Source organism: Catenulispora pinisilvae, from assembly GCF_015356865.1.
GTDB lineage: Bacteria > Actinomycetota > Actinomycetes > Streptomycetales > Catenulisporaceae > Catenulispora > Catenulispora pinisilvae.
In genome coordinates, this window is the sequence record NZ_JAAFZA010000270.1 from 1 (window position 1) to 13,043 (window position 13,043).

The window sequence follows — 13,043 nt, forward strand, 5'->3', positions numbered from 1 at the left end:
TCCTGGCTGAGCGGGTGCGCTCGCCCGAGGTGAAGGTGGCGCCGCCGGAGGGGCTGACGCTGGAAGAGGTCGTCTATCCGCCGGATGCGGAGCTGGCGGCGCAGCAGCAGAGGACGCGCAGGATCAGGGTGCTGGAGTCGGACTGAGCGTGGCTTTCCGGCTGCTGACTTGCTGACCTGCTGCCTGCTCGACCGGCAGTCCGGCCTTTCTCCGATCGGCGGTACCTGAGCACTCGAAAGATGCATTCTGCTTTGTTATGGCGTGGCGTGTCCACTTCATAACGTTATCAAAGGGATCATTCTGTCCATCACGCATGGAACAGGAGAATCCCCTTGGTACGAAGAGGCCCGGGCATTGCGCAGGCCGCGCGGCTGGCACGTGTCAGAAGCACGATGTCAGCGCTGTGCATCCTCACGCTCGCCTTCCTCGAACTGGCCGCCGGCCCGCAGGTCCGGGCCGCGAGCGCTCCGGCCGGCACCGCCCTGACTGGCACCGCTCCGGCCGGCACTGCCCCGGCCGTCCCGACTGCCACCGCTCCGGCCGTCCCGCCCGGCACCTACCTCTACGTCGGGAACAGCGGCGACAACACACTCTCGGTCGTCAACACCGCGAACCCGACCGCGGCGGTGCCCGGCAGCCCGATCGCCGTCGGCGCCCCCGAGGCCGTGGCGGTCACCCCCGATGGGACCAAGGCCTACGTGGTCGGCAACAACGGAAGCATCTCCGTCGTCGACACCGCCAGCGACACCCTGACCTCCAGTCTGCTCTCGGGACCGGGACACCTCGGTATCGCGATGGCCGTCGACGGCCGGCACGCCTACATCACCAACTCCAGGGCGGACACGGTCTCGGTCCTCGACACGTCGACCGACACCATCACCGGGACAATTCCTGTCGGGCATAACCCGTACGGCGTGGCAGCGGCTCCCGACGGCCGGCACCTCTACGTCACCGACAACGTCTCGAACTCGGTATCCGTCATCGACACCGAGACGAACGCCGTCACCGACACGATCGCCGTGGGCGTCGCGCCGATCGGCGTCGCGGTCACCCCTGACGGGAGCAAGGTCTACGTCCCCGACGCCACGAGCGGCACGGTGTCCGTGATCGCCACGGCGGGCGCGAAGAAGAACGAGGTCGTCGCCACCGTCCCGGTCGGCACCCAGCCGTTCGGCGTCGCGATCACCCCGGACGGGTCGCACGCTTACGTCGAGAACTTCGGCGGGAACACGGTCTCGGTGATCGCCACCGCCGGCGACACCGTCAGTTCCACGGTCACGGTCCAGACACACCCGTACGCGGCCGTCGCCTCCCCGGACGGATCGCGGGTCTACGTCGGCAACAGCAACTCGGACTCGGTCTCGGCGATCGACACCGCGACCGGCGCGGTGAGCTCCTTCCCGGTCGGCGTCCACCCCGGCGGCTTGGCGATCGGCCGGGTGGTCACGAAGGCTAAGACGCCATATCTGGACGCGGTCCAGGCCCAGCTCCGACAGTCATCGCCGGGCCTGGAGCACACCGTCTGGGAGCGCACCGACGGTAACGCGCTGGACCCCGCGGACCCGGCCGATCCGACCTCCTGGATCCTGGACGTCCCCGGCTGCTTCGACAAGAACCCGTGCAAGGACAGGCCGGGCATGACCCGGTTCCTGGGGAAGATCGTCGCGAACCTGTCGGCGGCCAAGCACACCATCGACATCTCCGCCCTGGGCCTGCCGGAGTTCCCCGGCTCACTGCGCTTCGGCATCGTTCCCGGTATCGCGTTCCCCGACGGGGACTACTACAAGTCCATCGTCCAGGGCGCTCACAACGCGCTGGCCAACCAGCCCGCCGGAGGCCATCTCCAGGTGCGGTTCCTCATGGGCGCGGGCTACCTTCCCTTCTCGGGGGACGCTCCGGGCTACGCCACCAAGTTCGTCAAGGACGTGACCGCGGGCCTGTCCGCCGGCTACGCCCAGCGGCTGTGGGTGAACGTCGCCGAGATGACCACTTCGGCGGCGGTGACGATCAAGATCTACACCGGGCCGCACACGGTCGTGCTCCCCACCATCAACGGGGCGACGCCGTCGTGGAACCATTCCAAGCTCTACGTGGTCGACGGGCACACCGCCCTCACCGGCGGCATCAACCCCTTCTCCCAGCAGTACATCGACACCCCCAAGCCGGTCACCGACATGATGATCGCGCTGAAGGGCCCGGCGGCCTCGTCGGCGGGCAAGTTCCTGAACCGCATGTGGCAGTGGGTGTGCGCGCAGCCCAAGGCGCGCTCCGGGGACATGCAGGGGGTGTGGATCGGGGCGAACTCCGGCGCCGGCTGCCTTCAGCACTTCCCGGCGACGGACACCGCGACGCCCGGAAACGAACCGGTCCTGTCCGTCGCCAGCCTCGGGGTCGGTGTGCAGGCCGACGACCAGGCCTCGACGTTCCAGCTGCCGGCGATCACCGATGTGCAGCAGGCGAATTGCCTGGCCCTCACCGGCTCTTTCAAGGATCTGATCAACAATGGGAAGTGGGCCACCGGCACCGAGGCCCGCGACTTCTACACTGTCAATCCCGACCTGGTCGCCCAGCACGCCCTGATCGAGGCGGCGAAGAGCTCGATCATCCTGTCCCAGCAGGACGTGTTCGGCGGCTGCTACGGCAAGCTGCCCTTCTACCGGCTGCCCTACATGGACCTGCAACTGTTCGACGATCTGGCCCGCAAGATGGCCCAGGGCGTCAAGGTCCGCATCGTTGTCTCGACGCCCCGACAGCCTGACGACTACTCGGTCCTGGACAGCCTGGGGCAGGAGGAGGAGGGCCTCCGGCAGCGCATCATGGTGGTCACCGGCATGGACGAGTCGCAGGCCACCCAGCTGATGCACCGCACCCTGCAACTCGCCTCGCTGAGGACCAGCGAGGGCAGCACCTGGGAGGGGAAGCAGAACGGGATCACCTGCAAGCAGGGCAGTGACAGCTGCACCTACGCCCTGCACACCAAGCTGGTCATGGTCGACGACAAGGCGTTCTACATCGGCTCCCGCAACCTCTACTCGGCGATGGAGCAGGATCACGGCTACATCATCGAGGACGCGGCCGCGGCCCAGCAGCTGCACCAGAAGTTCCTGGACCCGGAATGGAAGTTCTCCAAGGACACGGCGATCGTCGACTGGACGACGGCCTCCGGCACCTGGCCCCGCGTCGACAGCGTCATCCAGTTGTGGGCGCCGGACGCCGACCAGCCGACGGTGGAAGTGGGGGCGACTACCCAGAAGGGCGGCGCCTACACGGTCGAGTGGGGCGACGGCACCTCCAGCGACGGCGAATCCGGGCAGGTGGCCTCCCACCTCTACTCGGAGGGATTCGGCAGCTATGTCATCACCCTGCACGACAAGACGACCGGGGACTTCTCCACGCAGACAGTCATCCTGACCAAGCAGGGATGCACCTTCTGCACGGGTAACGATCCGCACTGAGAACCGGGCCGGGAATCCCCAGCCTTCAGCGCATCGTCGGCCGGCGTCGCCTCACTCAGGCGGCGCCAGCCGGGCGTTCCGCAGCCGGATCCCGCTGAACTCCAGTGTCGAGGTGACCACCCGCGCCCAGAACGGGAGCACCGTCGGCAGCACCTTGAGCTGGATACCCGCCTCCTCATACAACTCGAACAGGTCGCCCACGCGCTCGGCCGGTCCGAGCGGACGGACCTCGTGCTCGGCAACATGGGCGTGCGCGGGATCGCCGAACGGCTGGAAGTCCCGCGCGTCCAACCGGTACGCGTACAGCTCCGTCGTCCGCATCCGCTCCAGCCACCCGTACTCCACTGCGTGCACCCGCACCCCGCCTCCGGGCCCGATGATGCGCTCCCGATCCGCGTCCGTCGTCTCTGGCGTGACCCACGCCAGAGCCCGCGGGCATTGTCGCGGGAACCAGTAGTCCGGCGCGCGGTCGTAGTCGACGGCCCAGACGTACGCCTCCGGCTGCTGAGCCGTGGCAGCGACGTGCGGTGCGAAGTGGGTGATCGTCGGGTCTTCAGAGAAGTGCAGGACTTGTCCAGGCTCCGGTCGCATCCGTCCCTTCTACTACACGCCCGCTGTATCAGCACCCGCATTAAGTAGCGCCGCTAGCGCCGCGCTAATACGTTCCCGCGCGTCGGGATCCGCTATAGCGATTCGCACGCAGGCGTCCTCCACAATCGCCGCGCCGGTGTACTGCAACACCATCCGTAGCGTCTCTGCCGCGCCCTCGCCACGCCCCAGGTTCGCCGCGTTGATCCACCCGGTCGGCTTGTCGCAGATCTCGGTACCGCCGACCGTCCAGTCCAACAGGTTCTTGAACGAACCCGGCAGCGTCCCGGCGTACTCCGGCGTGCAGACGAGTACCGCATCCGCTTCCGCTATAGCGCGGCGCAGTCCGGCGACCGGCTCAGGGAGCGGATCCGCATCCAGGTCCGGGTTGAAGTGCGGCAGATCCCCGAGCCCTTCATAGAACACAGTGCTAAAGGGTTCCTCCGCCACCTCTTGTACCAACCGCAACATGGCCTCGTTAGACGACCCCTTGCGCACCGACCCGCAAAGCAGCAGCACCTGAATCATGCGTACGACGCTATAGCCACTCGCGCAGCTACTCGCGCTAGACCCCAGCGGTTCGGTGTCAGCGCAGTTCGGCCTCAAGGATCATGTAGGGGCTGGGCGTGGCCACGACGCGGTCCAGGGTGAACCCGGCGCTGTCCAGCAGGTCGCGGAACTCCTGCTCGGTGCGCTCTTTGCCGCCGAGGATCCCGAGCATGGTCAGGTCCAGTCCCTTGACGGGGTGCGGCTCGTCGCCCGGCGGGACCAGCCCTTCGAGGATCAGCAGCCGCGCGCCCGGTGCCGCGGCCGCGGCGATGGTGCCGAGGATGCGTCGGCAGTCCTGGTCGCTCCAGTTGTGGAGGACCCAGCCGAGGAGGTAGATGTCCGCTGTGGGCACAGCGGCGAAGAAGTCGCCGGCGACGAACTCCACGCGGTCGGCGAGCCGCGCGGCGACCGGGGACGATTGCGCGGCCTCGATCGTGGCGGGCAGGTCCAGGACGATACCGCGCCGCGCCGGATCGTCGTCGCGGTCGAGCAGTTCGGCCAGCATCTTGCCTTCGGCCCCGCCGATGTCGGCGATCGTGTGCCCGGGCGGGAGGCGGTACCCGTCGAGCATGCCGGCGCGCAGCGTCGTGGCGAAGGTCCCCATGGCCTGGCTGAACAGCTGCGCCCGTGCGGGGTCGGCGGCGAGCCAGTCGAAATACGGCATGCCGTAATACTTTTCAGCGGCGGGCTGACCGGTGCGCAGCGTGTGCCGCAACTCGCCGAACGCGAGGTAGTGGAACTCCCCGCTGGCCCGCGCGACGCTGTGCAGCGAATGGGGGTGCTTCTCCGACAGGGTGGCTCCGAGCGGAGTGACGCTCACTCGTTCACCGTCCGTGGTGAACACGCCGATCGGCGCGAGGCAGCGGATGAGTCGGCGCAGCGCATCGGGGTCGGCGTTCGTCCGCTCGGCCAATACGGTGACCGTGGTGGGGCCTTCCTGATCGAGGACCGTGGGCACACCCAGATCGGTGATCACGAACAGCGCCTGGGACACCTGGAAACCGCCCAAGAGCTGCATCATCGCGGCGATCGGCGGAGGGCCCGGGGCAGCGTCCCGCTCAGACATCTCGTCCTACTTCCATTCTCGATCAGAGGGTCCCTTGCGCACCGCCCCCCAAAGCAGCAACACCTGAACCGTGCGCACGACGCTATAACCACTCGCGCGTGAACGTGTTCTTCGTTGAGACTGCTCAACATGGGCCATATCGACGTCAACAGCCTCCAGTACCACCTGCCGGACGGCCGCGTCCTGCTGGAGGACGTCTCCTTCCGGATCGGCGACGGTGACAAGGCGGCCCTGATCGGCGCCAACGGAGCGGGCAAGACCACGCTCCTGCGCCTCATCGCCGGCGATATCGAGCCGGCCGGCGGTGCCGTGGTCCGCTCCGGAGGTCTCGGCGTGATGCGGCAGTTCGTGGACCGGAAGGCGGACGAGGGGGAGGAACCGCCGACCGTGCGCACCCTCCTGCTCTCGGTCGCACAGCCTGCTCTCCAGAAGGCCGCTGTAGAGCTGGAGGCGGCCGAGCTGGCGATGCTGGAGGACGAATCCGAGCCCACCCAGATGCGTTACGCACAGGCGCTCGTCGACTGGGGTGACGCAGGCGGCTATGAGGCGGAAACCCTGTGGGACACCTGTTGCACCATCGCTATCGGCATCCCCTATATCCAGGCCCAATTCCGCGCCGCCTCCACTCTCTCTGGAGGAGAACAGAAGCGGCTGGTACTGGAATCCCTATTGCGCGGGCCGGACCAAGTGCTCCTGCTGGACGAGCCGGACAACTTCCTGGACGTCCCGGGCAAGCGGTGGCTGGAAGAGGCGATCAACGAGACGCCGAAGACCGTGTTGTACGTCACCCACGACCGCGAACTCCTCGCGGCTACCGCCAAGAAGATCGTGACCGTTGAAGCCGGTTCCGGGGGCGGCATCGGGGGATCGGTATGGATCCACGGTGCCGGTTTCGCCAACTATCACGAGGTCCGCAAGGCCCGCTTCGATCGTTTCGAAGAACTCCTGCGCCGCTGGGAAGAGGAGCACCGCCGCCTCAAGAACCTCGTCAATGAGCTCCGCCAACAGGCGAAGGTCAGCGAAGTCATGGCCGCCAAGTACCGGGTCATGTGCGGACGCCTTGAGCGGTTCGAGCAGGCCGGCCCGCCTCCGGCGCCGCCACGCGAGCAGACAGTGAAGATGCGCCTTAAGGGCGGCCGTACCGGAGTCCGGGCCTTTGAGTGCGTGGATCTGGAGCTCACCGGACTCATGAAGCCCTTCTCTACAGAGGTCTTCTACGGGGAACGGGTCGCGGTTCTCGGAGGGAACGGCTCAGGGAAGTCCCACTTCCTCCGCCTCCTCGCAGGAGATGACGTCGCCCACACCGGCACCTTCAAGCTCGGCGCGCGCGTCATCCCCGGACACTTCCGCCAGACGCACCGTCAGCCGGCCCTGGAACAGAAGACTCTCCTGGAGATCCTGTGGGAGGAGTTCTCCTTCCAGCGCGACAACGCGTCCCCCACGCTCGCGCGCTACGCGTTGAACAACCAGGCGGAACAGCGCTTCGGCAACCTCTCCGGCGGCCAGCAGGCCCGGTTCCAGATCCTGCGCCTGGAGCTGACCGGCTCCACGATGCTGTTGCTGGACGAGCCCACCGACAACCTGGACCTGATGTCCGCCGACGCGCTGGAGGCCGGGCTGGAGGCGTACCAGGGCACCGTGATCGCCGTCACCCACGACCGGTGGTTCGCCCGGGGCTTCGACCGGTATCTGGTGTTCGGGACCGACGGCCGGGTCTACGAGGCGCCCGAGCCGGTGTGGGACGAGCGGCGGCCGGACCGCGGGCCGGTCAAGTCCGGTGCGAAATCATGAGGGATGCCCCTGAAGTGCTCAGGACGTCATGAGCATCTCCGGTCATCGGGTAAGCTGGTCCTTCGGTGCGTTCATCGACACGTCCGTACAGGCCCGACTCCTTGGCGTTGCATCTGAGGAGATGGGAAGTCGGCCGCGGCGACTCGCGCCTTTAGGCATGCCTTGTACTCACGACACCGGCGTGCTTCTTCACCGCGTAAACGTCTACGACACACGCCAGGAGCATTTCCGTGCGTACGTACAGCCCTAAGCCCGGTGACGTGCAGCGTCAGTGGCACGTCATCGACGCCCGTGACGTCGTCCTCGGCCGACTCGCCTCGCAGACCGCGCATTTGCTGCGCGGGAAGCACAAGGCGATCTTCGCGCCGCACGTCGACACCGGCGACTTCGTGATCATCATCAACGCCGAGAAGGTGCACCTTTCCGGCAACAAGCGCGAGGACAAGCTCGCCTACCGGCACTCCGGTTACCCGGGCGGTCTGCGCTCGGTCAAGTACGGCGACCTGATCGACAAGGACCCGCGCAAGGCCATCGAGAAGGCCGTCCGCGGCATGCTGCCGAAGAACTCGCTGGGCCGCCAGCAGCTGACCAAGCTGAAGGTGTACCGCGGCGAGGAGCACCCGCACTCCGCGCAGAAGCCCGAGCCGTTCGTCATCTCCCAGGTCGCGCAGTAGCCCCGGCCACTACCACTCTTCTTAAAACCAGAAAGGAACTGTGGCTGTGACCGAGGTCGACACCACCACCGAGACCGTTGACGAGTTCGCCGGCGACGGCGCTCCCGCCGCCCCCGAGGAGGAGCTCACCGAGTACACCTCGGAGACCCCCGCGGCCGCCGCCGCGCCGGTCGTGCGCCGCACGGCCAGCACCTCCGGGCAGGGCCTGGGCCGCCGCAAGGAGGCCATCGCCCGCGTCCGCATCGTGCCGGGCACCGGTCTGTGGAAGATCAACGGCCGGACCCTCGACGCCTACTTCCCGAACAAGGTCCACCAGCAGCTGGTGAACGACCCGTTCAAGGTCCTGGAGCTGGACGGCGCGTACGACGTCGTCGCCCGCATCGACGGCGGCGGCATCTCCGGCCAGGCCGGCGCGCTGCGTCTGGGCGTGTCCCGCGCGCTGAACGCGGCGGACGAGGAGAACAACCGGGCGACGCTGAAGAAGGCCGGCTTCCTGACCCGCGACCCGCGCGCCACCGAGCGCAAGAAGGCCGGTCTGAAGAAGGCCCGCAAGGCGCCGCAGTACAGCAAGCGCTAAATCGACGGAGCGTCCGCGCGCCGTCGCGGACCGCTTGGTGTCCGAACGCCCCGGGAGCATCCGCTTTCCGGGGCGTTCGTACGATGTTTCCGGCGGGCATACCGTCCCCTAGGGTTCCACCCTCCTGCCCCCTCTAGGAGAACGCGCATATGACCAGGCTTTTCGGCACCGACGGCGTACGCGGCATGGCCAACCGGGATCTGACAGCGGAGCTGGCGCTGGACCTTTCGGTGGCGGCCGCGCACGTCCTCGGCGAAGTGGGGGCGTTCGAGGGGCACCGGCCCAAGGCGGTCGTCGGCCGCGACCCGCGCGCCTCGGGCGAGTTCCTGGAGGGCGCCGTCGTCGCCGGTCTGGCCTCGGCCGGGGTGGACGTGTTCCGGCTGGGCGTCCTGCCCACTCCCGCGGTGGCCTACCTCACCGAGTTCCTGGGTGCCGACCTCGGCGTGGTCCTGTCCGCCTCGCACAACCCGGCCCCGGACAACGGCGTCAAGTTCCTCGCCCGCGGCGGCCTCAAGCTCGACGACGCCCTCGAGGACGCCATCGAGGCCCGGATGAACGAGCAGTGGTCCCGCCCCGTCGGCGCGGCCGTCGGCCGGGTCGCCGACTACCCCGAAGGCGGCGAGCGCTACATCGAGCACCTGCTCGACACCCTCCCCAACCGCCTGGACGGCCTGAAAGTGGTCGTCGACGAGGCCAACGGTGCCGCCTTCCGCGTCTCCCCGGAAGCCCTGCGCCGGGCCGGCGCAGAGGTGATCGCCACCCACGTCGAGCCCGACGGCCTGAACATCAACGCCGACTGCGGCTCGACCCACCTGGCCAAACTGAAGTCCGCGGTCCTGGAACACGGCGCCCACGCCGGCATCGCCCACGACGGCGACGCCGACCGCTGCCTGGCCGTGGACGCGGCGGGCGAGGAGGTCGACGGCGACCAGATCCTCGCGGTCCTGGCCCTGTCCCTGCGCGACCTGGACAAGCTGGCCGGCGACACGGTGGTCGGCACCGTGATGGCCAACTTCGGCTTCAAGCAGGCGATGCAGCGCGAAGGCCTGAACTTCGTCGAGACCGCGGTCGGCGACCGCTACGTCCTGGAGGCGATGCGCGCCGGCGGCTACGTCCTGGGCGGCGAACAGTCCGGCCACGTCATCCTGACCGAACACGCCACCACCGGCGACGGCACCCTGACCGCCCTGCACCTGCTGGCCCGCATGGCCGCCACCGGCCGCTCCCTGGCCGACCTCGCCGCGGTGATGCACAAGCTCCCGCAGGTGATGATCAACGTCAAGGACGTGGACAAGTCCCGCGCGGCCACCAGCGGCGAACTGGCCCAGGCGGTCAAGGAGGCCGAAGCCGAACTCGGCGAGACCGGCCGGGTCCTCCTGCGCCCCAGCGGCACCGAGCCCCTGGTCCGGGTGATGGTCGAGGCCGAGGACGCCGAGCAGGCCCGCCGGCTGGCCCAGCACCTCGCCGACGTGGTGAAGACGGCCCTGGGGTAGCGCGGCGCGCTCATCGGGTGGCGCGCCGATTCGGCGCGCCGCCTCAGACCATCCGCTTGGGCTGCCCCGTGGTCTCCAGCACGTTCATCCACAGCTGCCCATGCGGATCCACCACATTCCGGCTGGCCGTGGTCAGTGCGATCGGCAGATGCACCATCCGCCCGCTCCACTGTCCGACCACCATCGACGTGAACCCGGCCATCCCGGCATGCGTCGCCGCCTGCGCCAGCCGCGTGCAGTAGACCGCGTCGAAGGCGTTCGCCGGCACCGAGCGGATCTCGTACCCGGGGTCCACATAGCGCACTGACAGCGGCTCGTCCCCGAACGAATCGATGATCCGCTTCTTCAGCAGCCCGCCTATGTCGTTCAGCTTCGCGTTGCCCGAGGCGTCGGTCTGGTCCGACGCCGGGAAGTGTTCCTGCCCCGCGCCCTCGGCGACCACGACCACCGTGTGGCCCTGCTGCTCGACCTTCTTCTTCAGCCGCGACATCAACACGTCCACGTCGAAGGGCACCTCGGGGATCAGCGTGAAGTCCACGTCGTGGCTGGCCAGGGTCGAGTAGCAGGCGATGAAGCCGCTGTGCCGGCCCATCAGCTTCACCAGGCCGACGCCGTTCTCCGTCGAGGAAGCCTCTATGTGCGCCGCGCGGATGGACTGCGCGGCCTGGGCGAACGCCGTCTGGAAGCCGAAGGAGCGGTCGATCCAGGGGATGTCGTTGTCGATGGTCTTCGGGATGCCGACCACCGCGATGCGCTCGCCGCGCCCGCGCGCCTCGTCGGCCAGCTTCTGCGCGCCGCGCAGTGAGCCGTCGCCGCCGATGACGAACAGGATGTTCACGCCCAGGCGGACCATCGTGTCCACCCCGACCACCGGATCCTGGTTGCCCCGCGAGGTGCCCAGGATGGTGCCGCCGCGGTTCTGGATGTCGGCGACCGACTGCTCGGTGAGGACCACCGGCTCCGAGCCGTCGGTCAGCCCCTTGAAGCCGTTGCGGATGCCCAGGACGCGCTTGACGCCGTAGGCGCGGCCCAGGTGCAGGACCAGGCCGCGGATCACGTTGTTCAGCCCGGGGCACAGGCCGCCGCAGGTGACGATGCCCGCGGTCACCTCGGACGGTTCGAAGAACAGCTTCCGGCGCGGGCCGCCGGGGTTGAAGGCCGGCAGCGCGGCCACGTCCAATGCGCGCTTCTTCGCTATGCCCTGTACGACGTCCAGCAGCACCCGGTCGGTCTCGGTGACGTAGTGCCACGTCTCCTCGCGCTCGCCGAGCAGGTCCGCGAGCGGGGTGTCGACGGTGCGCTCGCCCAGACGCGTGATGGCCAGATCATCGGAGGTGACGGTGAGAAGATCGGCCGTGTTCATGCCTTCACGCTAACAAGATTCCTTGGATCAGCCGCAGGCCGGTCCAGCATCCGACCGGGGCCGGCGCCGGTGCGGTCGCCGCCCGCGGGAGTAGGCCCGCAGGCGGAGAACTACTCCCGGTGGGTTATGCCGTCATCCTTGCGGGCTAGGGACACCGGCGACTTCAAGCTGAAGCGCCCGGCCCCGTCTTCTCTCTACGGTGGGACTATGACCACAGCCACGACATCGGCGGCCGCCGCGGCCGTCCCGGCGGCCACCGCCGCCGTGATCGAGGCGTCCGGCCTCACCAAGCGCTACAACGGCGCCACCCGGGGGGCGGTGACGGCGCTGGACGGGCTGACACTGTCCGTCCCGGCCGGCGTCATCGGGCTGGTCGGGGCGAACGGCGCGGGCAAGTCGACGATGATCAAGATCCTGCTCGGCCTGCTGGCGCCGTCCTCCGGTTCGGCCTCGGTACTCGGCTACGACGTGGTCGACCAGGCCGAGCACATCAGGACCCTGGTCGGCTACATGCCCGAGCACGACTGCCTGCCGCCGGACGTGACCGCCACCGAATTCGTCACGCACATGGGCCGGATGGGCGGCCTGCCGGCCACCGCCGCCAAGGAACGCGCCGCCGAGTCGCTGCGCCACGTCGGCCTGCACGAGGAGCGCTACCGCCAGATCGGCACCTACTCCACCGGCATGAAGCAGCGGGTGAAGCTGGCCCAGGCCCTGGTCGGCGACCCGCGCCTGCTGCTGCTGGACGAGCCCACCAACGGCCTGGACCCGGCCGGCCGGGAGTCGATGCTGGAGCTGATCGAGCGGATCGGCGCCGAGTTCGGCATCTCCATCCTGGTCGCCTCGCACCTGCTCGGCGAGATCGAGCAGATCTGCGACTCGCTGGTCGCCATCGAGTCCGGCAAGCTGCTGCGGGCCGCCTCGATGTCCGCCTTCACCAAGGCCAGCGCGGTGCTGGCGGTCGAGGTCGACGAGGGCGCGGCCCGGCTGGCCGCCGCCTTGAAGACCGCCGGGCTCAGCCCGCGCCGCGACGGCCGGGCCCTGCTGGTCCGGCTCGGCGGCACCGAGGAGGAGTCCGACCTGGTCTACGACGCCATCCGGGACGCGGTCGCCGACCTCGGCCTGCCGCTGAACCGCCTGGAGCGGCGTCGGCACCGGGTCGAGGAACTGTTCGCCGACGAGGACTTCGACGACCTCGAGGATCTCGTCGGCCTGGACAGTGCTGAGCTCGCTGCTTCCGGCACCGGATCCGGCCCCGCGACCGCTGAAAGCGCCGCCGCCGAATCAACCGCCGCAGCCGCCGCTGGACCTCCGGCATCCGCCGCCGCTCAAGCAGCCGCCGTCGAACCAGCCGCCGCCGCTCAAGCAGCCGCCGTCGAACCAGCCGCCGCCGCTCAAGCAGTAGCCGCCGTCGAACCAGCAGCCGCTGCCGCCGCGGAGTCCGAAGCATCCGCCGACGCCACCGGCTCCGCAGCCGACCCCAAGGC

The 13,043-nt window shown here is 68.7% G+C and carries 9 protein-coding genes and 1 pseudogene; 6 read left to right on the top strand and 4 right to left on the bottom strand.

All coding sequences use genetic code 11. The annotated features are described in order from the left end of the window. The first annotated feature begins 392 nt into the window (after positions 1-392). Positions 393-3,455, top strand: coding sequence for a phospholipase D-like domain-containing protein (locus tag IZR01_RS42135; RefSeq protein WP_194927098.1), 3,063 nt, complete (start codon positions 393-395; stop codon positions 3,453-3,455). Between the two features lie 51 nt (positions 3,456-3,506). On the opposite strand, the gene IZR01_RS42140 is transcribed toward IZR01_RS42135, so the two are convergent. From IZR01_RS42140 to IZR01_RS42150, 3 genes are read right to left on the bottom strand one after another with little or no spacing between them, the layout of a single operon-like run. Continuing rightward, complete coding sequence (locus IZR01_RS42140; protein ID WP_194898231.1) at positions 3,507-4,046, bottom strand: DUF6886 family protein; 540 nt, start codon at positions 4,044-4,046, stop codon at positions 3,507-3,509. Positions 4,047-4,058: 12 nt separating this feature from the next. After that, a complete protein-coding gene (locus IZR01_RS42145) occupies positions 4,059-4,571 on the bottom strand; it encodes an NADPH-dependent FMN reductase (protein ID WP_194898230.1) in 513 nt (170 codons plus the stop codon). 58 nt (positions 4,572-4,629) lie between these two features. After that, positions 4,630-5,658, bottom strand: a complete 1,029-nt coding sequence (locus IZR01_RS42150) for a methyltransferase (RefSeq protein ID WP_194898229.1) — start codon at positions 5,656-5,658, stop codon at positions 4,630-4,632. A gap of 129 nt (positions 5,659-5,787) precedes the next feature. On the opposite strand from IZR01_RS42150, the gene IZR01_RS42155 reads away from it, so the two are divergent. The 4 genes from IZR01_RS42155 to glmM all read left to right on the top strand — a co-directional run bounded on the left by IZR01_RS42155 (position 5,788) and on the right by glmM (position 10,193). Then, the gene (locus IZR01_RS42155) at positions 5,788-7,449 is read left to right on the top strand and encodes an ABC-F family ATP-binding cassette domain-containing protein (protein ID WP_194898228.1); all 1,662 of its coding nucleotides are present in this window, start codon (positions 5,788-5,790) and stop codon (positions 7,447-7,449) included. Positions 7,450-7,679: 230 nt separating this feature from the next. Beyond that, a complete protein-coding gene (gene rplM / locus IZR01_RS42160) occupies positions 7,680-8,123 on the top strand; it encodes a 50S ribosomal protein L13 (RefSeq protein WP_194898227.1) in 444 nt (147 codons plus the stop codon). 40 nt (positions 8,124-8,163) lie between these two features. Continuing rightward, positions 8,164-8,700 (top strand): 30S ribosomal protein S9, encoded by a 537-nt coding sequence (gene rpsI, locus IZR01_RS42165; protein ID WP_438939663.1) that lies wholly within the window; start codon positions 8,164-8,166, stop codon positions 8,698-8,700. Between the two features lie 149 nt (positions 8,701-8,849). Beyond that, entirely contained in the window at positions 8,850-10,193 is a 1,344-nt protein-coding gene (gene glmM / locus IZR01_RS42170; RefSeq protein ID WP_194927099.1) for a phosphoglucosamine mutase, read from the top strand. 43 nt (positions 10,194-10,236) lie between these two features. On the opposite strand, the gene IZR01_RS42175 is transcribed toward glmM, so the two are convergent. After that, positions 10,237-11,556, bottom strand: coding sequence for an ATP-dependent 6-phosphofructokinase (locus IZR01_RS42175; RefSeq protein ID WP_194927100.1), 1,320 nt, complete (start codon positions 11,554-11,556; stop codon positions 10,237-10,239). A gap of 207 nt (positions 11,557-11,763) precedes the next feature. On the opposite strand from IZR01_RS42175, the pseudogene IZR01_RS42180 reads away from it, so the two are divergent. Further along, a pseudogene (locus tag IZR01_RS42180) lies at positions 11,764-12,741 on the top strand (ABC transporter ATP-binding protein); the annotation flags it as partial. Positions 12,742-13,043 lie beyond the last annotated feature (302 nt).

What these genes read in the sequence shown, in the direction of transcription:
- IZR01_RS42135 (WP_194927098.1), top strand. Translation starts at nt 393, where the DNA reads ATGTCAGCGCTGTGCATCCTCACGCTCGCCTTCCTCGAACTGGCCGCC.
- IZR01_RS42140 (WP_194898231.1), bottom strand. Translation starts at nt 4,046, where the DNA reads ATGCGACCGGAGCCTGGACAAGTCCTGCACTTCTCTGAAGACCCGACG.
- IZR01_RS42145 (WP_194898230.1), bottom strand. Translation starts at nt 4,571, where the DNA reads ATGATTCAGGTGCTGCTGCTTTGCGGGTCGGTGCGCAAGGGGTCGTCT.
- IZR01_RS42150 (WP_194898229.1), bottom strand. Translation starts at nt 5,658, where the DNA reads ATGTCTGAGCGGGACGCTGCCCCGGGCCCTCCGCCGATCGCCGCGATG.
- IZR01_RS42155 (WP_194898228.1), top strand. Translation starts at nt 5,788, where the DNA reads ATGGGCCATATCGACGTCAACAGCCTCCAGTACCACCTGCCGGACGGC.
- glmM (WP_194927099.1), top strand. Translation starts at nt 8,850, where the DNA reads ATGACCAGGCTTTTCGGCACCGACGGCGTACGCGGCATGGCCAACCGG.
- IZR01_RS42175 (WP_194927100.1), bottom strand. Translation starts at nt 11,556, where the DNA reads ATGAACACGGCCGATCTTCTCACCGTCACCTCCGATGATCTGGCCATC.